This is a genomic window from Bhargavaea ginsengi (assembly GCF_900109165.1).
Classification (GTDB): Bacteria; Bacillota; Bacilli; order Bacillales_A; family Planococcaceae; genus Bhargavaea; species Bhargavaea ginsengi.
In genome coordinates this window covers 1-26,661 of sequence record NZ_FNZF01000011.1, presented here as the reverse complement: position 1 = coordinate 26,661, position 26,661 = coordinate 1, and the positions used below count along the sequence as shown (strand labels likewise).

Genomic DNA, 26,661 nt, shown 5'->3' with positions numbered 1-26,661 from the left:
GCGGTACGCGAGCTGGGTTCAGAACGTCGTGAGACAGTTCGGTCCCTATCCGTCGCGGGCGCAGGAAATTTGAGAGGAGCTGTCCTTAGTACGAGAGGACCGGGATGGACACACCGCTGGTGTACCAGTTGTCCTGCCAAGGGCATCGCTGGGTAGCTATGTGTGGACGGGATAAGTGCTGAAAGCATCTAAGCACGAAGCCCCCCTCAAGATGAGATTTCCCATGGCGCAAGCCAGTAAGATCCCTCGAAGAAGACGAGGTGGATAGGTCCGGGGTGGAAGTGTGGCGACACATGGAGCTGACGGATACTAATCGATCGAGGACTTCTCCTCAAGGAAGTGCCGAAGCGGCTGAACAGCTGCAACAGGCATAAGACGAACGGCGGAGCGGGTCCTGACCCGCATAGCTGGACGGCTTATGACCAAGCAGCTAGCCGCTGAGGCCGGACCATGGCACATGGAAAGATTCGGTATGTACGATACAATGTCTGTTTTATCCGGTTTTGAGCGAACAAGCTCAGGTCCAGTGATAATGGCGAAGAGGTCACACCCGTTCCCATCCCGAACACGGAAGTTAAGCTCTTCAGCGCCGATGGTAGTCGGGGGCTTCCCCCTGCAAGAGTAGGACGTCGCTGGGCACAAGGCCGTCTCCTTATGGAGGCGGTTTTTTTGTGCGGAAAATCAGTCCGGAGGACTCATCTTGGGAACGTTCACTGACATCCGACAAGCCCTCCTAGAGGTAATTGCTTTATGCTTTCTCTTATACATTGAATTTAAGAGAGTCATAGTCGGAAATCGCAAACCATGATTTCTTCACTTAAATGACAATAAACCTCTCCTCATGGATTCATATCTTTTGCCATCCAACCGCCGCCGCGGTAAGTTTAACTCAAATGAGAGGAGTGGCAAGGATGGCAGCAACAATCTATGACTTTGAAGTAGAAAAGGCAGATGGCACCAAACAGGCACTCTCCGACTATGAGGGGCAGGTTGTCCTGATTGTGAATACTGCCAGCAAATGCGGTTTCGCGAACCAGTTTGACGGACTCCAGGCACTTTACCAAGAGTATCAGGATAAGGGTTTTACGGTTCTCGGCTTCCCGAGTGATCAGTTCATGAACCAAGAATTCAATGACATTGATGAGACGATGGACTTCTGCAGAAGGAATTATGGTGTCTCGTTCCCGATGTATGCAAAGGTTGATGTGAAAGGGGATAATGCGGATCCGCTATTCAAGTATCTGACCACTGAAACGAAGGGACTTCTCGGCGGAGATGTAAAGTGGAATTTTACGAAATTCCTCATTGGTCGGGACGGACGTCCGGTTGAGAGGTATGCACCCAAGACGAAACCTGAAAAAATCCGTAGTGACATCAAGAATCAACTAAGCGAATAATGGGAATAATTTTACTTCACGTTGTTTCTTGACAGCCCAATTTCACGTTGATAACCTAACAATAATATTCAGCGATATGGGGGCGTAAAACGATATGTGGGAGACCAAGTTTGCCAAGGAAGGCCTGACGTTTGACGATGTGCTGCTGGTTCCGGCTGCATCGGAAGTATTGCCAAAAGAAGTGGATCTTTCTGTTCAGCTCACTGACAAGATCAAGCTCAACCTCCCGATTATCAGCGCCGGCATGGACACGGTGACCGAAGCCAAGATGGCGATCTCCATGGCGCGTCAGGGCGGAATCGGCATCGTCCACAAAAACATGAGCATCGAAGAACAGGCGGAGCAGGTGGAACAGGTCAAGCGCTCCGAAAACGGCGTCATCACGAACCCGTTTTATCTGACACCCGAGCATCAGGTTTTTGACGCCGAGCATCTTATGGGCAAATACCGGATTTCCGGCGTGCCGATCGTAAACAACGAGGAAGAACTGAAGCTGGTCGGCATCATCACGAACCGTGATATGCGGTTTATCGAAGACTATTCCGGTGAAATCAAGGACTTCATGACAAAGGATGACCTGGTGACAGCACCGGTCGGGACGACACTCGAAGAAGCGGAAAAGATTCTTCAGAAATACAAAATCGAAAAGCTTCCGATTGTCGACGAAGAAGGCATCCTGAAAGGCCTGATCACCATCAAGGATATCGAAAAGGTGATCGAGTTCCCGAAAGCGGCGAAAGACACCCAGGGCCGACTGCTCGTCGGTGCCGCAATCGGTGTAACATCGGATACGATGCTGCGTCTTGAGCAGCTGGTCAAGGCTGAGGTAGACGTCATCGTCATCGACACGGCACACGGTCACTCTAAAGGTGTCATCGACACGGTCAAGCAGATCCGTGAAGCCTATCCGGAACTGGACATCGTGGCGGGCAACGTGGCGACGGCAGAAGGTGCCCGTGCACTTTTCGAGGCCGGCGCGGACGTTGTCAAAGTCGGCATCGGACCGGGTTCGATCTGCACGACACGTGTTGTCGCGGGAGTCGGTGTTCCTCAGATCACGGCAGTCTATGACTGCGCGACAGAAGCGCGCAAACACGGCAAGTCGATCATCGCGGATGGAGGCATCAAGTATTCCGGAGACATCGTCAAGGCACTGGCAGCCGGCGGACACGTTGTCATGCTGGGAAGCCTCCTCGCCGGAACAACCGAAAGCCCGGGCGAAACGGAAATCTTCCAGGGCCGCCGCTTCAAGGTATACCGCGGCATGGGCTCCGTTGGGGCGATGGAACACGGGTCGAAGGACCGTTACTTCCAGGAAGACGCGAAAAAGCTCGTACCGGAAGGCATCGAAGGCCGCCTACCTTACAAGGGACCTCTTTCCGACACAATCCACCAGCTTATCGGAGGAATCCGAGCTGGCATGGGGTATGCCGGTGCAAAGGATCTCCAGGCCCTTCGCGAAGAGTCACAGTTTATCCGCATGACGGGTGCAGGCCTGCGCGAAAGCCACCCGCACGATGTTCAGATCACCAAAGAAGCACCCAACTATTCCATGTAATGCAATTCATATGCCTTTTCGCCCCCGAGTTGGGCGGAAAGGCATTTTTTTCGTTGAGCAGCAAGCGGTGATGCCCGTTCTATGTTAAAATAAAGCGGTTGAAATAAGTATTTCGGAGGGACCACATTGAATCACAAGCTTAAGAGAATCCTTGCGATCCTCATGATCGTACCGGTTCTTATGATGACCATATTCGCGGCACCCGGCGCGGTTTCCGCGGAAGAAGACCTTGGCCTCCGTGTGGATGCCGCCATCCTGATTGATGCGGATACCGGGCAGATCCTATACGGGAAAAACGAGGATGCCACACTTGGCATTGCCAGCATGTCCAAGATGATGACTGAATACCTGCTGTTTGAGGCGATCGAGGAAGGACGGATCACCTGGGAGCAGGAATATACGGTATCAGACTATGCCTATGCCGTGTCACAGGACCGCCGCCTGAGCAACGTTCCGCTGCGCAACGGCGAGAAGTATACGATCCGTGAACTGTATGAGGCGCTTGCCATCTATTCGGCGAACGCGGCGACCATCGGCATCGCGGAAACCCTTGCCGGTTCGGAAACCAAGTTCATCAAGCTGATGGATGAAAAAGCACAGGAACTTGGCCTGAAAGACTACAAATTCGTCAACTCGACCGGTCTGAACAACTCGTACCTGCAGGGCATGCACCCGCAAGGCACAGGCGAGAACGACGAGAACGTCATGCCGGCCAAATCGGTGGCGCTCCTGGCCTACCATTTGCTGAAAGACTATCCGGAAGTTCTGGAAGCGACCAGCGTACCGAAAAAAGTGTTCCGCGAAGGTACTTCGGATGCCATCCAGATGGATAACTGGAACTTTATGCTCCCGGGCCTCGTGTATGAATATGAGGGCGTGGATGGCTTGAAGACAGGAACGACCGACCTGGCGGGCCACTCCTTCACAGGAACCGCAAAACGGGATGATACACGCCTGATCGCTGTTGTATTAAAAGCGGTTGATGAAAAAGGAAACGGTTCCTATAAGGCGCGTTTTGATGCGGCACGTTCGCTGTTCGATTATGGTTTCAATCAGTTCGTAAAAGCTGAAATCCTGCCTGCAGACCATGCGTTCAAAGGAAACGAAGCGCTTCCTGTGAATAAGGGCGAGGAAAAAGAAGTGAAGATCGGCCTCACGGAGCCGGTCACGATGCTTGTGAAATCCTCCGATCAGGACAAGTACACGGCGGAATTCATTGCAGATGAATCCAAGATGAAGGACGGCGAGCTCGAGGCGCCGGTCAAAGAAGGCACTTCTGTCGGGAAGGCGAACATCGTCCATGCCGATGGGCAGCCAGTTTACGGCAATGTGGACGGGACTCCTGCCTCTATCGATGTTGTGACAAAGGAAGCCGTCGAAAAAGCGGGCTGGTTCTCACTGACACTCCAGGCGATCGGCGACTTTTTCGCCGGCATCTGGGATAAGTCCACAGGATGGGTGAAGGGTCTGTTCTGATCCTTTCAATACGAAAATAAAGACGGAACGGCCGATTCAGGCCGTTCCGTCTTTTTTGATGCCCCATGCATCCATCAGAAGGGAAATTGCCCCGGGAATATCGTTTTCGGGAATACTGCCGAAGCCGAGAACAATTTCGGGAAGAAATTCACGCTCCGTCCTGACGATGGAGTAGGCTGCCGCCGACTGAACACGGATGCCGGCATCCGCAGCCAGCCGGACAAGCTCTTCGGCGCTCCAGGAGGTCCTTACGGTGAGCTTGAGATGCATGCCCGCCTGGCTCTCCTCATGGCTGACTAAGCCCGCATATGGCCCCAGGGCTGCCGTAAGCGCTATGTACTTGCGCCGGTAAACCTTACGCATCCGGTTCAGGTGGCGTGAAAACGAGCCATCTGCCATGAAGCCCGCAAGCATCTGTTGCTCCAGCCGGGGGACAGTTGATGAATAATGGGCGAACAGTTCGCTGTATCGTTCCAGAAGAGGCTCAGGCAAAACCATATAGGCGATACGAAGAGACGGCATAAGTGATTTTGAAAATGTACTGAGGTAGAGGACACGTCCATGGCGGTCCATTCCCTGAAGCGCGGGGACCGGAATCCCTCCATAGCGGAACTCGCTGTCGTAATCATCTTCGATAATGATGCGTCCGGGCTTTTCCGCCGCCCAATTCAACAAACGGTTCCTGCGGTTGGCTGAAAGAACCGCACCTGTAGGGAACTGGTGGGCAGGTGTGACGTAGACGGCATCAGCGCCTGATTCCTCCAGGACACCGACATCTATGCCCTGTCCGTCCACGGAGATGGGAACGGTCATCCGGTCATTCTGACGGAACAAATGGTGCGTAAGGGGGTAGCCGGGGTTTTCGACTGCATACACGGTAAACGGCCCGAGAAGACGGATAACGAGAGGCATAAGCTGCTCGGTTCCCGACCCGATGACAATCTGCTCGGGCGTGCAGCGGACCCCGCGGGAATGGTTCAGGTACTTCGCGATCTCCCGGCGCAACTCCGGGTCTCCATGAGGGTGGCCGAGAAGCAGGAAATCTGCCGAAGCCCGATCGATTATATTCTTGGCCTGGCGCCTCCACTCGTCAAACGGGAATGCCCCGGTGTCGATGCGTCCCGGGGAAAAGTCATGGCGGTACTTTTTTTTCTCGGGCAGGCGGGGAGAAGCTGCTTTTTGATCATCGGCTGGCTGGGCGTAGGCAAGTTCGCCGATATCCTGCACGTAAAACCCGCTTCTCGGCTTTGAAGTAATATAACCTTCCGCCAGAAGCTGCTCATAAGCCAGTTCAACTGTTGTATTGCTGACGCCGAGGTGTTCGGCGAACTTCCGCTTGGACGGCAGCTTCGAGCCGACCGGAAGGGAATTTTCCAGGATCATACGGCGGATGCCTTCATAGATCTGGGCATAGATCGGGCCGCCGCCATCTCTCCTAATCGGGACAATAAGCATCGCTGTTCCATCCCTTCTGAAAATCTGACCTTATCAATTAGGTTTGAACTGATCATTTTAATATGGTCACATTTCATTATAATCGAATATGAAGTCAGAACATAGCAAAAAAGGGGAGACGATTATTCATGCAATTCCAATACGGCGGCGTCATCATGGACGTCATTAATGCAGAACAGGCAAAAGTGGCGGAGGCTGCAGGTGCGGTCGCGGTCATGGCGCTTGAGCGAGTACCTTCAGACATCCGTGCTGCGGGCGGTGTCGCCCGGATGGCGGACCCGCGCATCATCGAGGAAGTCAAAAATGCAGTGTCCATTCCGGTCATGGCAAAAGCAAGAATCGGCCATATCTCGGAGGCGCGCGTGCTGGAAGCACTTGGAGTTGATTACATCGATGAGAGTGAAGTGCTGACACCGGCGGACGAGGAGTTCCACCTGCTGAAAAGCAACTTCGGCGTGCCGTTCGTGTGCGGTGCACGCAATCTCGGTGAAGCCGCGCGGCGACTTGGAGAAGGGGCCCGGATGCTCCGGACAAAAGGTGAGCCGGGCACCGGAAACATCGTCGAAGCGGTACGCCACCTCAGGAAGGTGAATGCCCAGGTCAACCGCGTCGTCCACATGAATGATGATGAACTCATGACAGAAGCCCGCGACCTCGGAGCACCTTACGATGTGCTGCTTGCGATCCGCGAGACAAAGCGGCTGCCGGTCACGAATTATGCAGCAGGCGGCGTGGCGACGCCCGCGGATGCTGCGCTCATGATGGAACTCGGCGCGGACGGCGTCTTTGTCGGCTCCGGCATCTTCAAATCTGATAACCCTGAGAAGTTTGCGGAGGCTATTGTACAGGCAACACGGAACTATAAGGACTATGCGCTTATCGGCGAACTGTCCAAGGGAATCGGAACACCTATGAAAGGACTCGAAATCGGTGCGCTTGCGGCCGGTGAGAGGATGAGCGAGCGAGGCATCTGAGTATTAAGGCACGGCCGGAAGAGATTTTATCCGGCCGTGTTTTTTTATAGGGAATATCACCCCTCTCATATGAGAAGTGTCTTTTATTCAAATGGCATCTGGAAGAATTTGGGTGAATTTATCCTTACTGAATTACCATTTATTATGAAAACAAAAGAACGCCGGATATAAGTGGAAAAAGAGTTTTAACAGCCTATTCAAATGATTCTGAACTCCATCTATGATGAAGTCCTACCGTACATACGGAGCCATCATTGTTCAGGGAGTGAAGAGGGAATGAACAAACGAAAGCTTGCAGGGATCGGAGCAGCAGCCATCATGGCGCTGTCGCTCGCCGCAGGGCCGGCGTCCGCAGAAGGGCAGGGTGTATCGGTTTCGAAAAATGAGGATCTGAACGTTCCGCATCTTGTCTCGGGAGAATTGACGAAGCCGTCTGCTAAGCCGGCGCCTTCCATTGTCCTTGATTACCTGAAGAAGGAAAAGGACCTGTTCAGGTACAGCGGGGAGGCAGCTTCCACATTTGAAGTCCTTTCCGAGGAAAAGGATGAGCTGGGCTACACTCACGTGCGCCTTCAGCAAAAACATATGGGAACGCCGGTCTTCGGTTCGGTGCTCACCGCGCATGTGGACAAAAACGGCGTGCTGACCGCTGTCTCCGGAACGGCAGTGCCAAACCTGGAGAAGAAGTCGTCGCTTGCCGGCCAGAATAAGGTCACGAAGGCGGATGCCTACGGAATCGGCAAGGAAGCGGTCGAGAAAAAGCTCGGTGATAAGGTGGACAAGTTTGAGAACGAAGAGCGTCCTGAACTTGTCATCCATGCGCTGGACGGGGAGGCACGCTATGCCTACCGGATGCGATTTGAAGTGCTCGACCCGGCCCCGGGGAACTTCCTCGTATTAGTCGATGCCAAGACAGGGGAAATCATCGAGAGCCTGAACGAAATGCATGAGGCAAAAGGAGGCAAGAACAAAGGCGGCACAGATGCCATCAGCGGCACGGTCGTGACCGGCTCCGGTACAGGCGTCCTCGGGGACTCCAAAACGTTCAAGACGTTCAGCACGGCCGACGGCTACTATATGTTTGACGGGACGCGAGGAAACGGCATCTATACGTATGACGGCAGGAACCAGACGCGCATTCCGGGTTCCCTATGGCTGGATGCGGACAATCGCTTTAATACTTCCTATGACCGGGCAGCGGTCGATGCCCATACGTACGCCGCTTGGACATATGACTACTTCCGAAACGTCCATAACCGCAACAGCTATGACAATGCGGGCGCGGAACTTGTCTCTACCGTGCATTACGGGCGCAGCTACAACAATGCCGGATGGACAGGTTCCCAGATGATCTACGGCGACGGGGACGGATACAACTTCCGGGCATTCTCAGGCTCGCTCGACGTGGTCGCCCACGAATTGACGCATGCGGTCACCGACTTTTCCGCAGACCTGATCTACCAGAACGAGTCGGGTGCGATCAACGAGTCGATGTCGGATATTTTCGGCACGCTCACTGAGTACCACTTCAACAACAACCCGGACTGGCTGATGGGCGAGGATATCTATACGCCGGGCACACCGGGTGACGCGCTCCGTTCAATGGCGGACCCGACACTTGCCGGAGACCCGGACCACTACTCCAAGCGCTACACGGGCACGCAGGATAACGGAGGCGTGCACATCAACTCCGGCATCGGCAACAAGATGGCCTATCTCCTCGCGAACGGCGGCACTCATTACGGCGTGAAGGTTACCGGAATCGGCAACGACAAGGTCGGCAAGGTCATGTACCGTACACTCACGCAATACCTGACTCCGACGTCGAACTACAGCCATTTCCGCGCCTCGGCAGTACGCGCGGCAACCGACCTGTACGGTGCGTCCAGCGCAGAAGTTGCTTCCGTAAAGCAGGCGTTCAGCGCGGTCGGCGTCTACTGAGTCCCGCTTGCCATTTCCCCCTGTTTATAGTACAGTGAGGATAATTTCACACTCGAGACGATGAGGGGAAGCAGTAGCGGGAAATGCCTTTTTCAGAGAGCCGGCGGGTGGTGCGAGCCGGCAGGGGCGTCCGTGAATCCGTCCCTGAGCAGCCGGGCTGAACCAAGCAGTAGGCCCGGCCGGCGCATGGACCGTTATTCCATTGAGCGGGCCGCGATCTGCGGCCAATCAGGGTGGCAACGCGGGTGGCTCTCGTCCCTTTTTATAGGGGGACGGGGGCTTTTTTGTATGGACACGGAACCCCCTCATCGCCGGAAAACCAATGAATAGGAGGCGGCCAACATGCTGGATATCAAGTATGTAAGGGCACATTACGAAGAAGTCAAAGAGAAGCTGTCAAAACGCGGGGAGGACCTGGCTGATTTCGAGCGCTTTGGAGAACTCGATACCCGCCGTCGCGAGCTGATCACGCAGGTCGAGGAACTCAAGGCGGAGCGGAACGAATCATCCCAGAAAATCGCCGAGATGAAGCGCAATAAGGAAAACGCCGATGAGGCGATCAAGAAAACACGCGAGCTCGGCGACCGCATCAAGGAACTGGACACAGAACTGAATACCGTCGAAGAGGACCTGAACTACATCATGATGCGCGTGCCGAACATTCCGCATGATAGCGTACCTGTCGGCGAGAGCGAAGACGACAACGTCGAAGTGCGCAAGTGGGGCGAACTGCCGGAATTCGGCTTTGAAGCAAAGCCGCACTGGGAAGTCGGCACGGATCTCGGCATCCTGGATTTTGAGCGTGCCGCGAAGACGACGGGCAGCCGGTTTGTCTTTTACAAAGGCGCCGGAGCCAAGCTTGAGCGTGCGCTTGCCGCATTCATGCTGGACCTCCATACAGAAGAGCACGGCTATGAGGAGATGCTCACGCCTTACATGGTCAACCGCGCAAGCCTGACCGGCACCGGGCAGCTGCCGAAGTTCGAAGAGGATGCGTTCCTCATTGAAGAGGAAGATTACTTCCTGATCCCGACGGCGGAAGTTCCGGTGACAAACTTCCACCGCGACGAGATCCTGAGCGGAGCCGACATTCCGCATGCCTATGCCGCGTACAGCGCGTGCTTCCGTTCGGAAGCGGGATCTGCCGGCCGGGACACCCGCGGACTCATCAGGATGCACCAGTTCAACAAGGTCGAGCTCGTCCACTTCGCCAAGCCGGAAGACTCGTATGAGACACTCGAGAAACTGACAGGTCATGCGGAGAAGGTGCTGCAGCTTCTCGGACTGCCGTACCGCGTCCTCAAGATGTGCACCGCCGACCTCGGTTTCACCGCCGCGAAAAAGTACGATATTGAAGTTTGGATCCCGACACAGGGCGTCTACCGGGAAATCTCGTCGTGCTCGAATTTCGAGGACTTCCAGGCACGCCGCGCGAATATCCGCTTCCGCCGGGAACAGGGTGCGAAGCCTGAATTTGTCCATACGCTAAACGGCAGCGGACTTGCCATCGGCCGCACCGTCGCCGCCATCCTCGAGAACTATCAGCAGGAAGACGGTTCGGTGATCATTCCTGAAGCCCTCCGTCCTTACATGGGCGGCAAAGAGAAAATCGAAGCGAAATAAATGTATAATCCCCACAGCCTTTCCGAAGGCTGTGGGGATTTTTCTGATTCTGCATTAAGAAACGGCTAATATCAGGCATGATTGAAGCTAATGTTAGGCTGATCGAGCGGCAGGGAAGCTGATTTCGGACCAAAAGGGTCAGCTTGCGCATGCCCCTAACCTGCTCTTTTTCCATCATTACTCTTCCTGCCCCATCTCCCGCTCCCGGCGGGCCAGCTTCTCTGCTTTCCGCCGCTCGCGGATACCGCGGAAAAAGTTTGTGAGCAGCGCGCCGCACTCTTCACCGAGCACGCCATCGGTGACTTCGCAACGATGGTTAAAGCGGGGATCATCGAGCAGGCGGTAAAGCGAATCGACGCATCCTGCCTTCGGATCGCGCGCCCCGTACACGACTCTCGGAATACGGGACTGCAGGATGGCTCCCGCGCACATCGGGCAAGGCTCAAGGGTGACATAGAGGGTAGTGTCTTCCAGGCGCCAGCTGCCGGTTTTTCGGCAGGCCTCGGTGATAGCCGCAAGTTCGGCGTGTGCCGTCGCTTCCTGGTCCTGTTCGCGCAGATTATGGGCGGCAGCGATCACTTTGCCGTCCAGGACGATGACGGCCCCGATCGGGACTTCGCCGATCGCTTCGGCTTTTTTTGCCTCCAGGATGGCTTGCTCCATGAACTGCCGGTCCTGTTGTGATGAGACGTTGTTAGTAAACCGTTCGTTCCTGTCCATCCCGGAACCTCCTGAATAACTGGATTTCTCCCTAGTGTATCACGCTTTTCCGGTTCCCGGCATATGATGGACCGGACTGCCCAAGGAGGGAAACAGATGATTCATGTTGTCAGACAGGGGGATAGCCTGTATACGATTGCCCGGCAATACGGAGTGCCGGCGGCGGACATCGCCTCGACAAACGAATTGCCGGATCCCGACGTCCTCGTTGTCGGGCAGGCGCTGGTCATCCCCCAGACGCCGCCAGAGGACCGGCCGGAGATCACGGTGAATGGATATGCGGAGTGGTATACTGCAACACCGCCTGCCTCACTTATCGATGAAATCCGGAAAAGGGAAGGGCTCCTGACCTATGTCATGCCGGCGGGCTACGAAGTGCGGCGTGATGGTTCGCTTGTCCTGTTTGACTGGGGCGGGATCGAAAAAGCGGCGGAGGCAGCGGGTGCCGAGACGGCGATTGTCGTCATGAACCTGGAGGAAGGCGCATTCAGCCGAGAAATTGCTGAACAGATCTTTGCAAGCGAAGCCGCACAGGAGCGGCTGATCGGTGAAATCAACACGCTTGCCCGTGAAAAGGGCGCGAAAGATGTCCATATGGATTTCGAGTTTTTGGGAAGGGAAAACCGGGATGCATACACCGCTTTTCTCAGGAAACTAAAGGGCCGGCTCGATCCGGGACTTACGCTGTCGGTCGCTCTTGCACCCAAGACGAGCGCCGACCAGCCGGGTGTCTGGTATGAGGGGCATGATTACGGGGCAATTGGCGGCATTGCGGATTTTGTCGTCGTCATGACCTATGAATGGGGCTATAGCGGAGGTCCGCCGATGGCTGTGTCGCCGATCGGACCTGTCCGGGATGTGCTCGAGTTTGCGAAAAGCGTCATCCAGCCAAGCAAGATCCTCATGGGACAGAACCTGTACGGATACGACTGGACGCTGCCGTTCAAACCGGGGAACCCTCCGGCACAGGGCCTGAGCCCGCAGGCAGCCCTGGCCCGCGCCAGGGAACGCAATGCCGCTATCCAGTACGACAAGACGTCACAGGCGCCGTTTTTCAACTACTGGAGGGACGGAAAAGAGCATGTGGTCTGGTTCGAGGATGCCCGCTCCATCAAGGCGAAATTCGACCTGATCAAGGAATTGGGTCTGATGGGCATTTCCTATTGGCATCTGTCGTTCCCGTTTCCGCAAAATTGGCGTCTGCTCGACGAAATGTTCCACGTGAAACAGCTGTGAGCCGGCATCCATCTTCTACCGGAGATGGACCCGGCTTTTTTCATATGCCGGCAACGCCGCCTGTGATAAAATGAAGTGTCAACTTATGAAAGGGAGGGAATCCGGATGCATGTTCCGTTTATCGCGGTCGAAGGGCCGATCGGTGTCGGCAAGACGTCGCTCGCCGGCGAAATCGCGGAAGCGCACCGATTCCGGCTGCTGAAGGAAATCGTGGATGAAAATCCGTTCCTCAATAAATTCTACGAAGACATCGATGAATGGAGTTTCCAGACAGAAATGTTCTTCTTGTGCAACCGGTATAAACAGCTCGGCGACATCAAGAAAGTGCTGGAAGACAGCCGTCCCGTCGTCGCGGATTATCATATTTTCAAGAACCTTATCTTTTCGGGAAGAACACTGAAGGCTGAGGAGTACACCAAGTACGAGCAGATCTACAGTATCCTGACGGCCGATATGCCGATGCCGAATGTCATTGTCTACCTCCATGCGGGACTGGATACCCTGATGGAGCGCATCGCCATGCGCGGCAGGGAATTCGAAAAAAACATGGATCCGGAATACATGAAGCAGCTATCGTCTGACTATGAAGTGTTCATCGACCGGTTCGAGGCGGCGCATCCGGAAATTCCGGTGCTGCGTTTTAGCGGGGATCGGTACGATTTTGTTCATAATGCGGAGGACCGCAAGTACATACTGGAACAGATTGACCAGGTGATCGGAAAGGAAGTAACAGAATGAACCTCAGAGAAAAATATAATATCCCGAAGCATGCCGTCATCACGGTTGCCGGGACGGTCGGCGTCGGGAAGTCGACGATGACCCGTTCGCTTGCCGATGCGCTGAATTTCCGCACCTCTTACGAGAAAGTGGATTCCAACCCTTATCTCGAACGTTTCTATGATGACTTCGAGAAATGGGCTTTCCATCTCCAGGTATATTTCCTCGCGGAGCGGTTCAAGGAACAGAAGCGCATGTTCGAATACGGCGGCGGCTTCGTCCAGGACCGGTCGATCTACGAGGACACCGGCATCTTCGCCCGCATGCATTACGAGAAGGGGACGATGGACCCTGTCGACTACGGCACCTACACCGAGCTGTTTGAAGCCATGGTGATGACGCCGTACTTCCCGCACCCTGACCTGCTGATCTACCTGGAAGGGTCGTTTGACCATATCCTCGAGCGGATCAAAGAACGCGGACGGCCGATGGAGCAGTCGACTCCAATTGCGTATTGGGAAGAGATGTACGATCGCTATACCCGCTGGATCGACTCGTTCAGTGCCTGCCCGGTGCTGCGCCTTGACATCAAGGACTACGACCTTCTGAAGGATCCCGACGCAACCGAGGACATCGTGGAGCGCATGGCTTTCTTCATGAAGCAGGCCAATCTGCTGGAAAAATAAAAAGATAAAGCACCGTCCATTCCGGAATTATCCGGATGGGCGGTGCTTTCTGTTTTTCTTATCGAAAGGTATGGGCATGGGCGGGGACGAAGAACTCGTCGTATACCGCACGCAGTGCTTTTTCTTCGTCTTCTTTTTTCACGCCGAACACGATGGAAACTTCGGATGACCCTTGGTTGATCATCTCGATATTCGTGCCTGATCCGGCAAGCGCCATTGCGGCACGGGCCGCGAGCCCCTTTGAATAGCGCATTGTCTCGCCGACAAGCACGATCATCGAGTAGTCGGAGCTGATGTGGGCATCATCAACCTTCAGCTCGTCAAAGCAGCGGCGCAGGATGCGCTCTTCCTTATCCGGGGTAAGGAACTTGTTCCGGATGATGACGGACATGTTGTCGATCCCTGTCGGAGTATGCTCAAAGGAAATCTGCTCGTCTTCGAGAATGCCGAGCAGGCGGCGTCCAAAGCCCATCTCGCGGTTCATCAGGTACTTGTCGACGTACAGCGTGCTGAAGCCGCTGTCAGCAGCGATGCCGATGACCGGCTGGGTCTTGCAGTCGCGTTCTTTCACGATCAGCGTGCCCGGGGCAGCGGGGTTATTCGTGTTTTTGATGTTGACGGGCACAGAGTGGGTAAATGCGGGCATGAGCGATTCGTCATGAAGCACGGTGAAGCCGTTGTATGCAAGCTCCCGCATTTCCCGGTATGTCATTTTCCCGATCAGTGCCGGGTTTTCAACGACGGTCGGATTGGCTGCGAAAACACCATCCACGTCGGTGAAGTTCTCATACATGTCGGCGCCGGTTGCAGCAGCCAGGATCGCACCAGTGATGTCGGAGCCGCCGCGGCCGAACGTGCATAGGACACCGTCTTTTGTATAGCCGAAAAAGCCGGGAAAGACAATGACTCGTTGGTCGTCCTTGAGTTCGGACAGGCGTTCGTAGGATTCAGGGGCGGCCATGCCGTCACCGGCAGGCCCTTCGACGATAAGGCCTGCTTCCTTCGGCGATTTGTAGACTGCCTCGATGCCGATCTGGTTCAGATAGGCCGCGACCAGCCGGGCGTTGTTGTCCTCGCCGGCGGCTTTCATCAGGTCCATGAAGCGTCCTGCATGCGGACGGTCCTCGTCAAGCCGTCCGCGGAGATCTTCCTCGACGGTGGATGCGAATTCAGCACCGATTCCGAGCCCTTCGGCAATCAGCCGGAACCGTCCGACCACTTCGGAAAGAAGCGGATCCGTGTCTTTATTGTCAAGAGCAGCGTCCGCGAGGCGGATCAGCATATCAGTGACTTTACGGTCTTCCGGATACCGCTTCCCGGGAGCCGAGACGACAACGATCCGCCGGGTGCGGTCGGATGAGATGATGCCGGCAACCTTCATGATCTGTTCCGCCGACGCGACCGAAGTACCACCAAATTTACACACTTTCATCTCATCAGATCCCATCTCTTTGAATTTCATTTCATAACAGAATGAATTGTTTTAAAATATAGTACGGAGGGGTTGTTTCTGTCAACCTACCCGACTATAATGTCTTTATGCAATGAACATATGTTTTTTTATAGCGTACATTTATCCGGAGGTGGCGTCAACATGGAAACAAACAACACAACTGCGAAACGTTGGAAAGGCCTGATCGAAGAATACCGGGAGTGGCTGCCGGTTACGGAGGACACGCCTTCCCTCACCTTGCAGGAAGGGAATACGCCGCTGATCCGGCTGGACAATCTGTCCCGTGAGTGGGACATCGACCTGTATGTAAAGACGGAGGGAGCCAATCCGACCGGTTCATTTAAAGACCGCGGGATGGTCATGGCCGTCGCGAAGGCAAAGGAAGAAGGCAAATCGGCGCTGATCTGTGCATCCACAGGCAACACCTCCGCATCGGCCGCGGCATACGGCGCACGTGCCGGCATGCGCACGGTAGTTGTTATTCCGGAAGGCAAGATCGCTCTCGGGAAGCTGGCGCAGGCAAAGATGTACGGAGCTGAAATCCTTGAAATTGAAGGAAACTTTGATGAGGCGCTCAGGATGGTCCGGGAGACGGGCGGGGACGACATCGCAGTCGTGAACTCGGTTAACCCGTATCGCCTGGAAGGACAGAAGACAATCGCATTTGAGGCGATCGAGCAGCTCGGGAAAGTGCCGGACGTATTCGCGCTTCCGGTCGGGAACGCGGGCAACATCTCTGCCGCATGGAAAGGGTTCAAGGAATACGCTGAAAAGCGGGGAACGGACCGCCCTCAGCTGCTTGGCGTCCAGGCGGCCGGTGCAGCCCCGATTGTGAACGGTGCGCCGGTGGAGCAGCCGGAAACGATTGCGACCGCCATCCGGATCGGAAACCCGGCAAGCTGGCAGCTTGCTGAAGCGGCGCTTGCTGAATCCAATGGAAATATCCTCGCCGTGACGGACGAGGAGATCCTTGAAGCTTACAAACTGATCGCATCCCGTGAAGGGGTGTTTGCCGAACCGGCATCATGCGCGACAATCGCCGGCATCAAGAAGCAGCTGGAGTCCGGCGGCCTGAAGCGGGGGGCGACGGTTGTTGGCATCCTGACCGGCAACGGGCTGAAGGATCCCGACACTGCCATCCTGGCCAATCAGGACAGTAAGCCGATCACCCAGGAAGAATTCGAGACATTCATCAGCGGCATCAAGGCGGAGGTCCGCTGATGGGCCGGCCGACGCTCGCCATCCGGGTGCCGGCCACGACGGCAAACCTGGGGCCCGGATTTGACTGTGCGGCAATGGCGCTTACCCTCTATATGGAAGTGGAAGCCGAAAGGTCCGCCCTTTGGGAAGTGGTCTATGAAGGGGAAGAATACGCGGGACTTTCAGGCGGGGAAGAGAACCTGATCGTAAAAACGATGCAGGAAACCGCGCGACTGAGCGGAGCGGAGGCAGAGCCGTGCCGGCTCACCGTACACTCGGACATCCCTCTCGGCAAGGGGCTCGGCAGCAGTGCCACCGCGGTTGCGGCGGGTATCGAGGCGGCTGACCATCTGTACGGACTCGGGCTCACTGTCGAGGAGAAAGTCCGGATCGGCAGCGGCATCGAGGGCCACGCCGACAATGTCGTTGCAGCGATCATGGGCGGAGCGGTATTTTCCCATTACCTGGACGGACAAGTGGAGACGGTGCATATCCCGCAGCCTGTTATCGGGGGCGTCGTCCTCGTTCCTGCCCGTCCGCTTGCGACAGAGGAGTCGCGCGGACTGCTTCCGGAAAGCCTGGGTCATGCAGATGCGGTATGCGGCAGTGCGGCAAACGGTGTGATGGCAGCAGCCATTGCAACCGGGAACTGGCAACTTGCCGGCCGGATGATGGAGCGGGATGTCTTCCACGAACCGTACCGCATCTCGCTGTTCCCGGAATTTGAACGGATCCGCCGTTTTGCCCGTGAAGCCGGCGCGTTCGGCACGGCCGTGAGCGGCGCGGGGCCGTCGGTGTTTGTCCTGGCGGAAGCCGGGACGGAAGAGCGGCTTGCGGAGCGGCTTGCCGGGGAGTTCCCGGCCTACCGTCCGATAGCGGTTCGGGCATCATCAGCCGGTGCTGCCGCCATCTCAGTATAAGCTTGATCGGAGGAACCGGAAATGCTGCTTTACTTTTGATCATCCGCTCTTTTAGCCAATAAAAGAAAAAGGAGCGGATCAGATTGAAATTGGAATATAGGACAGACATAAATGAAGTCACAACCGGCATGCTTGAGGGGTTTTTCGTCGGGTGGCCAAATCCACCGTCGGAAGAGGCCCATCTCCGGCTTCTCCAGGGCAGCAGCTACCGGGTGATCGCGTTCGACAGGGAAGCGGGAAAGGTTGCAGGCTTCATCACCGCCGTGAGTGACGGCGTCCTGTCGGCTTATATCCCCCTACTGGAAGTGCTCCCCGGCTATCAGGGATGCGGCATCGGGCAGGAACTGGTCCGCCGGATGTTCGTCGAACTGGATCACCTCTACATGATTGACGTCTGCTGCGATGACGACGTCGTTCCATTCTATGAGCGGTTCGGCATGCACCGGACAAATGGCATGATCCTCAGGAATTATGACCGGCAGTCGGGAAACTAAATTGAAATGAGAAAGGAGCAGGCCTGTGACGGGCCTGCTCCTTTTATGGCTCTGCGGGAAGGGTACCTGTGCGGAACTTTAATTTTTCGGTAGAACGGGCCGGCCCGATCACCCGGTCTGCGAGCCTCCGGCAATTGTCATCATCAAAGTATTGGAAGTACTCGCCGGCCTTTCTGTAAAACGGATTGGTGTTGGCTCCCGCCGTGATGCGGCCCAGGAGTGCTGTCACATCACTCAGGCTTTTTGCTTTATAGCCGTACAGCTCACCGTCCAGATCCAGATAGGTCCCGCGGTGCTGCTCCATTTCTTCCTGGTCGAACATATAAAAGATGATTGGCTTGTTCTGGTACAGGAAGTCCCAGGATACACTCGTGTAATCGGTCAGGAGCATGTCCGCCCTAACGACCTCTTCCTTGATTGAAATTTCATCAAAGGAATAAAAGCGGATTCGCTCCTGTCCCGGGAGTTGCCGGAAATACCGTTCAAACCGCTTCATGAAGGGATGGAGCGCTACTTTTACGTTCAATTCCCTTTCACGGACGAGCCCGAGGAAAGCCGGATCATTCAGGAGCCCGGTCGTCCGACGGAAGTAGTCGCTTTCCATGAACGCTTCCTCGGACAGTCCGAACAGCCACTCCCGCCAGGTCATCATGACCAGGATATCTTTTACTTCGGGGGCAGGACTGTCCGGCTTCAGCCGGTCAAACCGTGCCATTCCGGTCGTGATCAGTTTTTCCTCGGGGACGCCCCAGCCGTTCTGCTTGATGTGCTTCTCGTACGGGGATGCACAGTTAAAGTAATCCGTCCGGCGGAGAAGCGGTTTGTCTTCCGGAAGAATCAGGATTTTCTTGAACCCTTCGATGCCGTGGCTGATGTGGGTCATCACGGTTTTTTTGTTCAGATGGATATACCGGTCGATTCCGGGTGCGATGTCATAGAGAAGGGAATGTCCGTGGAAAGTATACGCCGCCCGGAAAAACAGCAGATAGTTCTGGAAGCTGCCGAGGGGGACGGCATTGGGAATTTGCTCTTTTCGGACGTAATCTGTGGATGGATCATACATCCAGTACACATCCAGATCCGGTCGTTCGCGGATCAGATAGTTGTGGAAGACCGATGCATTATCTTCATATTTTTCGCCCAGGTTTCCTCCGACCAGGACGATATCCCGTTTTGGACGGGAGAGGACGGCGGCAAGCGCGCGGGCGGCTGCCACCTTCGCCGCGACTTCAGCCGGGCGGTACCATTTTTCTTGTTTCAGCCCCATTAAATCCCGCCTTTCTTTCTATTCTCTCTTAACATTACCTTAATATTACCGATTCTCTCTTTTTCTATTAACACTCCCTTAACATTACCCGGTTTCAAGCGGAATATGCCAGAATTTGTTTAGTTATCAGTAAAGTCGGGTATACCTATATACTACTCTGCATTTTTCAGAGGGGAGATTAGTAGAAAGGGGTTGTCCATCTGATTATGACTAAAAAAATATTGTTTATTTCAGACCACGGAGATCCTCTGGCGAAACTGGGAGGAAAGCAGTCGGGAGGACAGAACAACTATGTCCGCCAGCTGGCGGAGGCACTGGCCGAAAGGGGTCTGCGCGTTGATGTCGCTACACATTGGAGCGACCCGGGCACACCGCAGATCGAGCGGTTCGGCGGCTCGTGCCGGGTGATCCGGATTGCGGCCGGCCGCAAGGAGTTCGTTCCGAAGTCCGATATGCTGGATCTTCTCCCCGCCTTCTATAAAGAGATGAAATCCATCATGGACCTGGATACCTATGACATCATCCATACACACTATTGGCTTTCCGGCCTGCTTGGCCTCATGATCCGTGATGAATACGGCACCCGTATTGTCCACACTTCCCACTCGCTCGGAATTGCCAAGGCAAAGGCGACCGGCCAGGTGGAAAAGGCAAGGCTCAGAGCAGAAAAAGAAATCCTGGGACGGGCAGACCGGGTGATCGCAACGACGCCGACTGAAAAAGAGATGATTCTGGACTTTGCGGGAATACGTTCAAGTGTGTCAGTCGTCTCAATCGGAGTGGACCGATCATTTGAGCGGCCTTTTTCAGCAGCAAAAGGCGAATCGCCCCTTTTCGTCTATGCCGGGCGTTTCGAGCAGACAAAGGGGATCCTGACACTTCTGCGCGCATTCCGCATATTCCTGCGGCACGGCAGGGATGCAAGGCTCATTTTGGCCGGAGGTGCAGCGGAAGACATTCATCCTCAGAGCGGGCTCCCGCTAAAGGCGCGTCTCCGGGCGGCGGTTGCGGGGATGGAGGACCGGGTGACCTTCCTGGGTCCGCTCAGCCAACATGGACTTGCCGATCTGTTCTGCCGCGCGACAGCCGTCATTGTTCCGTCCTATTACGAATCGTTCGGCATGGTGGCTGCAGAGGCGCAAGCATGCGGAACTCCGGTTATCGCCTCTGAGGTGGGCGGGCTGCAGGACGTCGTGCAGGACGGACGGACCGGCCTTCTCGTCTCTGCAAAAAACCCGGCCGAATTGGCCCGGGGCATGAGGCGGATCGCATCAAACCCTGAATTTGCAGACCGCCTCGGCAGGCAGGCGCTGAACCGTGCGAGAAAAGCATTTAACTGGCAGGAGATTGCGGCTGATATCCATGACATATACGAGGTGTTGTACCGTGCAGAAGATCCGGTATTTGCTGGCGACTGACCTGGATGGCACGTTTGTCGGAGATGCGGCAGGGCTCCGCGAACTGCTTGAACATTATGATTCTCTTCCCGAGCGTGTCGCGCTTGCCTATGTGACGGGCCGCCATAGGGCCTCGGCGATGGGACTGATCGGTGAGGAAGGGCTGCCGGTTCCCGATATCCTCATCACCGATGTCGGCACATCTGTCTTTGCCGGACCGGATCTTTCTGAAGATCCCGAGTGGAAGCGCCGGATGATGGAAAACTGGGAGCCGGAAGCCGTCCGGCGGGCTGCAGAGGAGATTCACGGCCTCCGGCAGCAGGATCTTCCGGACACGAGGCGGGTCTCTTTCTTTTCCGAAGGCGGCAGGCCGGCGGAAAAGCTCGGCATGGCCCTTGCAGAGAGAGGCATTCCCCATACGTTCATTTTCAGTTCGGGCCGTGATGTGGACATTCTGCCTGAAGGCGGCGGAAAGGGAGAAGCGCTGCGCCACGTGATCGGCAAGTTTGCGGACGAAGATGCCCGTATCCTCGTCGCAGGGGATTCCGGCAATGACCTGGACATGCTCATGCTGGGGTATCCGGCGGTGATGGTCTCGAACGCCCAGCCGGAACTTTTGGAGGCGAAGGGGAATGATGCGCTTTTCCGGGCTACCCGTCCCTGTGCGGGAGGCATACTCGAGGCGTGGATGCACTTCCACGGGGATGCTGCGGAGTTAAAAAGGTAATCGACGGCTTGCCCGAGAGTGGCGAGCCTTTTTTTGTTAACCGTCCTGACACCATAAGAATAGGATAGCCCATCTGAATGTTTGGGAGGATCATCCATGGAAAGGTATCCTTGCCGGTGTCCCGGTAAATGCGGCATGCCTGTGGGCTTTGTGGCCGTTCCGATGATGCCTGTGCCGATGGCCGGGACGGGAAACCTGGTTACCGCTGAAGCCGCCGGGCTAAAGGCCGATATGCGCCTTCTCTGGGAACAGCATATTGCCTGGACCCGGATGACCATCATCAGCCTGGTGTTTGATTTGCCTGACACGGAATTCACCGTCACCCGTCTTCTCCGGAATGCGGAGGATATGGGGAACGCGATCGAGCCTTATTACGGCGAACTGGCCGGAGAGCGGTATGCAGCCCTAATCAGGGAACATCTCACCATCGCCGCAGATCTGGTAAAGGCGGCAAAGGCCGGCGAGACTGAAAAAGCCGAACAGATTGAGCGGGACTGGTACCGGAACGCAGATGAAATCGTTGAGTTTCTCAGCAGTGCGAACCCCTATATCAGCAAGGCGGAATTGCAGTCGATGTTTTATGAACACCTTGCCCTGACCAAGATCGAGGCCGTGTGCATGATCATAGAAAACTTTGAGCTTGAAGTTGAAGTTTATGACCGGATCGAATCGGCCGCTCTAGAAATGTCTGATATGATTTCTGACGCGATTATCCGGCAGTTCGGTCTTTAGTTGGGGGAAGGAAAAAATGAAAAAGCCGCCAGCATCGGCAGCCGGCGGCTTCATTAATTAATGTGTTTTGGTTGTTTCAAATTTTCAATCATGTATTGGGAGAAAAAATCGTTGCATCAGCAACGTATTTTTTCTATCTCAACTTTATGCGCGTGTTTGTGAAATGGCGGAGGAGGAGGGATTCGAACCCCCGCGCGGTGTTACCCGCCTCTCGGTTTTCAAGACCGACCCCTTCAGCCAGACTTGGGTACTCCTCCATGTCACGGGAATTAATTTATCATGAAGGGATGCCGGTGTCAACGGAGACAAAAGCTTGAGGTTGATTTTTTTTCTTCCAGGCCGTATAATGAATCTCGCCGTGCTAGGTGGGAAGGTAGCGGTGTCCTGTAACCCGCAATCCGCTCCAGCGGGACTGAATCCCTTTCCGAGGCCGCTGTCATGCAAGGCCTGCCTTCTGCACGTAGTGTAGACGTTTGGGTCCTGCGCAATGAGGCCCCATGAACCATGTCAGGTCCGGAAGGAAGCAGCATTAAGTGGGTAACCCCATGTGCCGCGGGGCAGCCTAAACCGAGCCAACGACAGGAGTAACGCTTGTGTGCATCGGTCGAAGAAAGGTGCACGGCATTTAATAGACATGTAATCAGCCCGTCCGGATCAGATCCGTACGGGCTTTTTGTATACATAAAAACGGCCTGCCCGGCCGGGAGAAGATAGGGGCGCGGGGAACAGCCGTATGGTATAATTGGTGTATTGAAAATGAGTCCGGAAGGAGGGAGCAGCACATGTATCAGGCGTTCTACAGGGCCTACAGGCCACAGGCATTCGGAGAGATGAGCGGGCAGCAGCACGTCAGGCAGACGCTGCAGAATGCCCTCCTCCAGGACAAGACGACCCACGCCTATCTGTTTTCTGGGCCAAGGGGAACCGGGAAGACGAGTGCCGCCAAGATTTTTGCGAAAGCACTGAACTGCGTCCAGGCGCCGACAGATGAGCCTTGCAACGAATGCGATTCCTGCCGCGGAATTACGGACGGTTCGGACACGGACGTCATCGAGTTCGATGCCGCTTCCAATTCCCGGGTGGAAGAGATCAGGGAGATTATCGAGAAGGTGCGGTTCGCGCCGTCCCATTCACGTTTTAAAGTGTATATCATCGATGAGGTGCACATGCTCTCGAACAGTGCATTCAACGCCCTGCTGAAGACTCTTGAGGAGCCGCCGTCGCACGTCGTCTTTATTCTTGCGACAACGGAACCGCACAAACTGCCGCCGACAATCATTTCGCGCTGCCAGCGCTTCGACTTCAAGCCGCTATCGCGAACGGATCTGAAGGATCGCATGGAGCAGGTGCTGGAAGACAGCGGAATCTCCTATGAGGAGCCGGCTCTGAAAGTCATCGCCCAGGCGGCTGCGGGCGGCATGCGCGATGCGCTCAGCATGCTGGACCAGGCCGTATCGTTCGGTGGAGATGATGTCACGGCCGAAGATGCGGTTATGGTCACAGGCTCGATCGGCGAGGAACTGTTCCGCGAAATCGCGGAGGCGCTCTCAAGCAAGGACGCTGCAGGCGCGCTGTCGTTATTGGAGCGGCTTGTTTCTGAAGGGAAGGATGTCGTCCGCCTCACCGAGGATCTGATCACATTCTTCCGCGACCTGCTTGTCATGAAGGCGGCGCCGGGTATGGTAGATTTGCTTGAGATCATCTCAGAACCGGACGGATTCAAGCCGCTATCGGAAGCACTTCCGGAAGGGCGGCTGTATGCATTCATCGGCATCCTGTCGGAAACGCAGCAGGAAATGCGGTTTTCAAACCATGCAAAGGTATATCTGGAGGCGGCTTTCCTCCGTATGATCCAGGCAGAAGGAAACCTCGCGTCCGCGGCGCCTGTTTCTCCGGGGACCGGCGAAGGCACGGAGGAACTGCAGCGTCAGGTGAGCCGGCTGGAGCAGACGGTGGCTGACTTGACCCGCCGTCTTCAGCAGGGCATCCCTGCTGCCGCAGAAGGTCCTGCTCCGGAGCGGCGCCGTCCGGCACCAAAGTCGAAAAACGGCTATCAGGTGCAGGAGGGGCGTATCCGGGACGTTCTGGCAAACGCCACAAAAGAGGATATCAGGGCGATCAAGTCCAACTGGGCGTCCATCCTGAATGACATGCAGAAATCACAGGCAGCATTATTGAATGATGCCGAACCGGTAGCGGCGTCGGAAAAGGCGTTTGTGTTAAAATTCAAATACGCGATCCACTGCGGGATGGCTGCGGGAAATCCGGAATTTCTGGCTTCGCTTTCGCAGGGGCTGTCCGCCCGGGCCGGAAATGCCTACGATCCCATTTTCGTACCCGAAGAGGACTGGTTCCGGATCCGTGAAACATTCATCCGTGAGAACGGGCTCAAGAAACCGTCCGGCGGTGAAGAAAAAGCAGAGGAATCCGGTTCCGACGAGGAAGCAGCGGAAGAAGCGCTGTCATTCTTGGAGGAGTCGGGCGCCCCAGTGCAGGATCCGCTGGTCGGCGAAGCCGAGAAACTGTTCGGCAAGGAAACCGTCAATGTGTATGATGATTGATCATTACTTAAATATTGAGGAGGAAAACAGATGCGTGGCATGGGCAATATGCAAGGCATGATGAAACAGATGCAGAAGATGCAGAAACAGATGGCGGAGGCACAGGAAGAACTCGGTGAAAAGCGCCTCGAGGGCACAGCCGGCGGAGGCATGGTCAAAGTGATCGTCTCCGGTCATAAGGAAGTGCTTGAAGTGACAGTCGATCCATCGGTTGCAGATCCGGAAGATGTGGAGATGCTCCAGGACCTGATCGTCATCGCGACAAACGATGCACTGAAGCAGGCTGACGAACTCACCAATTCGACCATGGGACAGTTCACGAAGGGCCTCAACCTCCCGGGTATGTTCTGAGATTTCCGTCGAGCGGACGGGCCGGTACGCAGCATGCGGCGGCCCGTTTCTTATATTTCATGAGGAGGATGGAACCCGATTGCATTATCCTGAACCGATTTCCAAGCTGATCGACAGCTTTATGAAGCTGCCGGGGATCGGGCCGAAAACGGCCGCCCGGCTTGCTTTCCACGTATTGGACATGAAAGAGGACACGGTGCTTGAATTTTCAAAGGCACTCGTCGACGCCAAGCGTGACCTCACGTTCTGTTCGGTGTGCGGGCACATCACCGATACGGATCCATGCCGGATCTGCAAAGACGAGTCCCGCAACAAGACGATGGTCTGCGTGGTCCAGGAGCCCAAGGATGTCATCGCCATGGAAAAGATGCGGGACTTCAATGGCCTGTATCACGTCCTCCACGGTGCGATTTCGCCGATGGACGGCATCGGACCGGAAGACATCAATATCCCGGATCTCCTGAAGCGTCTGCAGGATGAGACGGTCCAGGAAGTGATCCTGGCGACCAACCCGACGATCGAAGGGGAAGCGACAGCCATGTATATTTCCCGGCTCATCAAGCCGTCCGGCATCCGCACGACGCGTATTGCGCACGGACTCCCTGTCGGCGGCGACCTCGAGTACGCTGATGAAGTCACCCTTTCCAAGGCGCTTGAGGGCCGCAGAGAACTCTGATATCCAGAAAAGAAGGAGTGGCACCGGATGTTCGGCCGCAAGAAGAAACTCAAGCGTGAGTATGATGAACGTCTGATCCGTCTACTCGCAGAAACCCACGAGGAGTGGGTGCAGGCAAAGGAGATCGAGCGCCAGGCGGCTCGCTTCGATGACGAGGGCATCGCCCGCACACAACGGCTGATGGCCGAAGCCCGCCACTTTTACCTATATAAAGAGGCGAGACTGCGGAACATATCCCTCAAGCAATGACGGACGGCTCCGGCCGCCGTCTTTTTTGGTATATCGGCAGGCTGGCCTGCATACAGTAGACACGGAGTGAAAAACGGAAAAAGGATGGGATCGGTCCTGAAACTCGCCATTGGCATTGCGGCCGGATTGTTCATCCTCGTCGTCCTGGTCCGCAACAAGCGGCTTCTATATACAGCCGCGGAAAAACTGTCCGTCTTCTGGTTCCGTCTGGCCGCCGCTTTCCTGGTCCTGTTCCTTCTGAACGTCGGCCTGGGGCTGCTCGGTTTTTTTGTGCCGGTGAATCTGATGTCCGGCCTCATGATCGCCATTCTGGGAATCCCCGGCGTTGCGTCGGTCTGCGCGCTCTCCGTCCTTTTATAGGAGGAAGAGCGGAAATGCAGATCGGCGCTTGACTTTTTATGCTTACGGTCGTATAGTAGGGAAGTCGCTTTTTTCAGGAGCGAAAAAGAAATAAAAAGTTAATCACTTTTTGTTGACATCCTGAAACGGGCATGATATTATAATTAAGCTGTCGCAGAGAGATACACCGCGGCGAGCAACATGAACCTTGAAAACTGAACAGCAAAACGCTGATGAACGAAGTTCCCGGAACCCGACCCCGTCGGGCGAACGGAACGAATGAAATGCCAGTTTTAAAGTATGAGCTTACTCATACTCTCTTTATGGAGAGTTTGATCCTGGCTCAGGACGAACGCTGGCGGCGTGCCTAATACATGCAAGTCGAGCGGATGAAGGAGAGCTTGCTCTCCGGATTCAGCGGCGGACGGGTGAGTAACACGTGGGCAACCTGCCTGTAAGATCGGGATAACTCCGGGAAACCGGGGCTAATACCGGATGGTTCCTTCCTCCGC

24 protein-coding genes, 1 tRNA gene, 3 rRNA genes, 1 other RNA gene and 1 other annotated feature are annotated in these 26,661 nt (G+C 55.4%); of the genes, 24 read left to right on the top strand and 5 right to left on the bottom strand.

The window, feature by feature from the left end; translation table 11 throughout:
* The 5 genes from BMX91_RS15405 to BMX91_RS15385 all read left to right on the top strand — a co-directional run.
* A 23S ribosomal RNA gene (locus tag BMX91_RS15405) occupies positions 1 to 333 on the top strand; the annotation flags it as partial.
* A gap of 189 nt (positions 334 to 522) precedes the next feature.
* A 5S ribosomal RNA gene (gene rrf / locus BMX91_RS15400) occupies positions 523 to 638 on the top strand.
* Between the two features lie 273 nt (positions 639 to 911).
* Entirely contained in the window at positions 912 to 1,397 is a 486-nt protein-coding gene (locus BMX91_RS15395) for a glutathione peroxidase (protein ID WP_092056183.1), read from the top strand.
* A 94-nt stretch (positions 1,398 to 1,491) separates the two neighbouring features.
* Positions 1,492 to 2,955: an IMP dehydrogenase gene (guaB, locus tag BMX91_RS15390; RefSeq protein WP_092056180.1), complete on the top strand. Its 1,464-nt coding sequence runs from the start codon at positions 1,492 to 1,494 to the stop codon at positions 2,953 to 2,955.
* A gap of 126 nt (positions 2,956 to 3,081) precedes the next feature.
* Entirely contained in the window at positions 3,082 to 4,431 is a 1,350-nt protein-coding gene (locus BMX91_RS15385) for a serine hydrolase (RefSeq protein ID WP_218143885.1), read from the top strand.
* A gap of 36 nt (positions 4,432 to 4,467) precedes the next feature.
* Here the strand turns inward: BMX91_RS15385 and pdxR are convergent, their stop codons facing one another.
* The gene (gene pdxR / locus BMX91_RS15380; RefSeq protein WP_092056178.1) at positions 4,468 to 5,886 is read right to left on the bottom strand and encodes a MocR-like pyridoxine biosynthesis transcription factor PdxR; all 1,419 of its coding nucleotides are present in this window, start codon (positions 5,884 to 5,886) and stop codon (positions 4,468 to 4,470) included.
* Positions 5,887 to 5,987: 101 nt separating this feature from the next.
* Between pdxR and pdxS the strand changes: the two genes are divergently transcribed.
* The 3 genes from pdxS (at position 5,988) to serS (ending at position 10,424) form a co-directional block, all read left to right on the top strand.
* Complete coding sequence (pdxS, locus tag BMX91_RS15375; protein WP_322787477.1) at positions 5,988 to 6,860, top strand: pyridoxal 5'-phosphate synthase lyase subunit PdxS; 873 nt, start codon at positions 5,988 to 5,990, stop codon at positions 6,858 to 6,860.
* 276 nt (positions 6,861 to 7,136) lie between these two features.
* Positions 7,137 to 8,801 carry a M4 family metallopeptidase gene (locus tag BMX91_RS15370; RefSeq protein ID WP_092056173.1) on the top strand — a complete coding sequence of 555 codons (1,665 nt, stop codon included), beginning with the start codon at positions 7,137 to 7,139 and terminating at the stop codon, positions 8,799 to 8,801.
* A 51-nt stretch (positions 8,802 to 8,852) separates the two neighbouring features.
* Positions 8,853 to 9,064 (top strand) — a binding site (T-box leader).
* Between the two features lie 79 nt (positions 9,065 to 9,143).
* Positions 9,144 to 10,424, top strand: a complete 1,281-nt coding sequence (gene serS, locus BMX91_RS15365; protein ID WP_092056172.1) for a serine--tRNA ligase — start codon at positions 9,144 to 9,146, stop codon at positions 10,422 to 10,424.
* Positions 10,425 to 10,601: 177 nt separating this feature from the next.
* Here the strand turns inward: serS and tadA are convergent, their stop codons facing one another.
* Positions 10,602 to 11,144: a tRNA adenosine(34) deaminase TadA gene (gene tadA / locus BMX91_RS15360; RefSeq protein WP_092056169.1), complete on the bottom strand. Its 543-nt coding sequence runs from the start codon at positions 11,142 to 11,144 to the stop codon at positions 10,602 to 10,604.
* Positions 11,145 to 11,240: 96 nt separating this feature from the next.
* On the opposite strand from tadA, the gene BMX91_RS15355 reads away from it, so the two are divergent.
* From BMX91_RS15355 to BMX91_RS15345, 3 genes are all read left to right on the top strand, one after another.
* Positions 11,241 to 12,380, top strand: coding sequence for a glycosyl hydrolase family 18 protein (locus BMX91_RS15355; protein WP_092056167.1), 1,140 nt, complete (start codon positions 11,241 to 11,243; stop codon positions 12,378 to 12,380).
* Between the two features lie 105 nt (positions 12,381 to 12,485).
* Complete coding sequence (locus tag BMX91_RS15350) at positions 12,486 to 13,118, top strand: deoxynucleoside kinase (protein WP_092056165.1); 633 nt, start codon at positions 12,486 to 12,488, stop codon at positions 13,116 to 13,118.
* Positions 13,115 to 13,783, top strand: a complete 669-nt coding sequence (locus BMX91_RS15345) for a deoxynucleoside kinase (RefSeq protein WP_092056162.1) — start codon at positions 13,115 to 13,117, stop codon at positions 13,781 to 13,783. Before BMX91_RS15350 ends, BMX91_RS15345 begins: the two co-directional genes overlap by 4 nt.
* A 58-nt stretch (positions 13,784 to 13,841) precedes the next feature.
* On the opposite strand, the gene BMX91_RS15340 is transcribed toward BMX91_RS15345, so the two are convergent.
* Positions 13,842 to 15,215, bottom strand: a complete 1,374-nt coding sequence (locus BMX91_RS15340) for an aspartate kinase (protein WP_092056191.1) — start codon at positions 15,213 to 15,215, stop codon at positions 13,842 to 13,844.
* Between the two features lie 162 nt (positions 15,216 to 15,377).
* On the opposite strand from BMX91_RS15340, the gene thrC reads away from it, so the two are divergent.
* The 3 genes from thrC (at position 15,378) to BMX91_RS15325 (ending at position 17,850) form a co-directional block, all read left to right on the top strand.
* Positions 15,378 to 16,457 (top strand): threonine synthase, encoded by a 1,080-nt coding sequence (thrC, locus tag BMX91_RS15335; protein WP_092056160.1) that lies wholly within the window; start codon positions 15,378 to 15,380, stop codon positions 16,455 to 16,457.
* On the top strand, positions 16,457 to 17,356 hold the full coding sequence (gene thrB, locus BMX91_RS15330) for a homoserine kinase (RefSeq protein WP_092056157.1): 900 nt from the start codon (positions 16,457 to 16,459) through the stop codon (positions 17,354 to 17,356). The genes thrC and thrB overlap by 1 nt, the downstream gene beginning before the upstream one ends.
* A gap of 128 nt (positions 17,357 to 17,484) precedes the next feature.
* On the top strand, positions 17,485 to 17,850 hold the full coding sequence (locus BMX91_RS15325; protein ID WP_407640886.1) for a GNAT family N-acetyltransferase: 366 nt from the start codon (positions 17,485 to 17,487) through the stop codon (positions 17,848 to 17,850).
* Between the two features lie 43 nt (positions 17,851 to 17,893).
* Here BMX91_RS15325 and BMX91_RS15320 read toward each other — a convergent pair whose 3' ends face one another.
* Positions 17,894 to 19,117: a CDP-glycerol glycerophosphotransferase family protein gene (locus BMX91_RS15320; protein ID WP_092056155.1), complete on the bottom strand. Its 1,224-nt coding sequence runs from the start codon at positions 19,115 to 19,117 to the stop codon at positions 17,894 to 17,896.
* A 206-nt stretch (positions 19,118 to 19,323) separates the two neighbouring features.
* On the opposite strand from BMX91_RS15320, the gene BMX91_RS15315 reads away from it, so the two are divergent.
* From BMX91_RS15315 to BMX91_RS15305, 3 genes are all read left to right on the top strand, one after another.
* Positions 19,324 to 20,535, top strand: a complete 1,212-nt coding sequence (locus tag BMX91_RS15315; protein WP_177168425.1) for a glycosyltransferase — start codon at positions 19,324 to 19,326, stop codon at positions 20,533 to 20,535.
* The gene (locus BMX91_RS15310; RefSeq protein WP_092056153.1) at positions 20,504 to 21,241 is read left to right on the top strand and encodes an HAD-IIB family hydrolase; all 738 of its coding nucleotides are present in this window, start codon (positions 20,504 to 20,506) and stop codon (positions 21,239 to 21,241) included. Before BMX91_RS15315 ends, BMX91_RS15310 begins: the two co-directional genes overlap by 32 nt.
* Before the next feature lie 162 nt (positions 21,242 to 21,403).
* Positions 21,404 to 21,973 (top strand): acetylglutamate kinase, encoded by a 570-nt coding sequence (locus tag BMX91_RS15305; RefSeq protein WP_322787476.1) that lies wholly within the window; start codon positions 21,404 to 21,406, stop codon positions 21,971 to 21,973.
* A 164-nt stretch (positions 21,974 to 22,137) separates the two neighbouring features.
* Here the strand turns inward: BMX91_RS15305 and BMX91_RS15300 are convergent.
* A tRNA-Ser gene (locus tag BMX91_RS15300) sits at positions 22,138 to 22,230 on the bottom strand.
* Between the two features lie 99 nt (positions 22,231 to 22,329).
* On the opposite strand from BMX91_RS15300, the gene ffs reads away from it, so the two are divergent.
* The 7 genes from ffs to BMX91_RS15265 form a co-directional block, all read left to right on the top strand.
* Positions 22,330 to 22,595: signal recognition particle sRNA large type (gene ffs / locus BMX91_RS15295), an RNA gene on the top strand.
* Positions 22,596 to 22,755: 160 nt separating this feature from the next.
* Positions 22,756 to 24,534, top strand: a complete 1,779-nt coding sequence (gene dnaX / locus BMX91_RS15290) for a DNA polymerase III subunit gamma/tau (RefSeq protein WP_092056149.1) — start codon at positions 22,756 to 22,758, stop codon at positions 24,532 to 24,534.
* A gap of 30 nt (positions 24,535 to 24,564) precedes the next feature.
* Positions 24,565 to 24,885, top strand: coding sequence for a YbaB/EbfC family nucleoid-associated protein (locus BMX91_RS15285; protein WP_092056147.1), 321 nt, complete (start codon positions 24,565 to 24,567; stop codon positions 24,883 to 24,885).
* Positions 24,886 to 24,964: 79 nt separating this feature from the next.
* Positions 24,965 to 25,561 carry a recombination mediator RecR gene (recR, locus tag BMX91_RS15280; RefSeq protein ID WP_092056143.1) on the top strand — a complete coding sequence of 199 codons (597 nt, stop codon included), beginning with the start codon at positions 24,965 to 24,967 and terminating at the stop codon, positions 25,559 to 25,561.
* A gap of 27 nt (positions 25,562 to 25,588) precedes the next feature.
* Positions 25,589 to 25,810, top strand: a complete 222-nt coding sequence (locus BMX91_RS15275) for a YaaL family protein (protein ID WP_092056141.1) — start codon at positions 25,589 to 25,591, stop codon at positions 25,808 to 25,810.
* Positions 25,811 to 25,876: 66 nt separating this feature from the next.
* A complete protein-coding gene (locus BMX91_RS15270; RefSeq protein ID WP_245744489.1) occupies positions 25,877 to 26,170 on the top strand; it encodes a pro-sigmaK processing inhibitor BofA family protein in 294 nt (97 codons plus the stop codon).
* Positions 26,171 to 26,469: 299 nt separating this feature from the next.
* Positions 26,470 to 26,661: ribosomal RNA gene (locus tag BMX91_RS15265) — 16S ribosomal RNA — on the top strand; the annotation flags it as partial.

Bases quoted from the DNA above. Each gene is read 5' to 3' on its own strand.
- BMX91_RS15370 (WP_092056173.1), top strand. From the start codon at position 7,137: ATGAACAAACGAAAGCTTGCAGGGATCGGAGCAGCAGCCATCATGGCG.
- BMX91_RS15285 (WP_092056147.1), top strand. From the start codon at position 24,565: ATGCGTGGCATGGGCAATATGCAAGGCATGATGAAACAGATGCAGAAG.
- BMX91_RS15340 (WP_092056191.1), bottom strand. From the start codon at position 15,215: ATGAAAGTGTGTAAATTTGGTGGTACTTCGGTCGCGTCGGCGGAACAG.
- serS (WP_092056172.1), top strand. From the start codon at position 9,144: ATGCTGGATATCAAGTATGTAAGGGCACATTACGAAGAAGTCAAAGAG.
- BMX91_RS15355 (WP_092056167.1), top strand. From the start codon at position 11,241: ATGATTCATGTTGTCAGACAGGGGGATAGCCTGTATACGATTGCCCGG.
- thrB (WP_092056157.1), top strand. From the start codon at position 16,457: ATGGGCCGGCCGACGCTCGCCATCCGGGTGCCGGCCACGACGGCAAAC.
- BMX91_RS15350 (WP_092056165.1), top strand. From the start codon at position 12,486: ATGCATGTTCCGTTTATCGCGGTCGAAGGGCCGATCGGTGTCGGCAAG.
- BMX91_RS15275 (WP_092056141.1), top strand. From the start codon at position 25,589: ATGTTCGGCCGCAAGAAGAAACTCAAGCGTGAGTATGATGAACGTCTG.
- BMX91_RS15345 (WP_092056162.1), top strand. From the start codon at position 13,115: ATGAACCTCAGAGAAAAATATAATATCCCGAAGCATGCCGTCATCACG.
- BMX91_RS15315 (WP_177168425.1), top strand. From the start codon at position 19,324: ATGACTAAAAAAATATTGTTTATTTCAGACCACGGAGATCCTCTGGCG.
- BMX91_RS15325 (WP_407640886.1), top strand. From the start codon at position 17,485: ATGCTTGAGGGGTTTTTCGTCGGGTGGCCAAATCCACCGTCGGAAGAG.
- dnaX (WP_092056149.1), top strand. From the start codon at position 22,756: ATGTATCAGGCGTTCTACAGGGCCTACAGGCCACAGGCATTCGGAGAG.
- tadA (WP_092056169.1), bottom strand. From the start codon at position 11,144: ATGGACAGGAACGAACGGTTTACTAACAACGTCTCATCACAACAGGAC.
- thrC (WP_092056160.1), top strand. From the start codon at position 15,378: ATGGAAACAAACAACACAACTGCGAAACGTTGGAAAGGCCTGATCGAA.
- guaB (WP_092056180.1), top strand. From the start codon at position 1,492: ATGTGGGAGACCAAGTTTGCCAAGGAAGGCCTGACGTTTGACGATGTG.
- pdxR (WP_092056178.1), bottom strand. From the start codon at position 5,886: ATGCTTATTGTCCCGATTAGGAGAGATGGCGGCGGCCCGATCTATGCC.
- BMX91_RS15320 (WP_092056155.1), bottom strand. From the start codon at position 19,117: ATGGGGCTGAAACAAGAAAAATGGTACCGCCCGGCTGAAGTCGCGGCG.
- BMX91_RS15395 (WP_092056183.1), top strand. From the start codon at position 912: ATGGCAGCAACAATCTATGACTTTGAAGTAGAAAAGGCAGATGGCACC.
- BMX91_RS15305 (WP_322787476.1), top strand. From the start codon at position 21,404: ATGATGCCTGTGCCGATGGCCGGGACGGGAAACCTGGTTACCGCTGAA.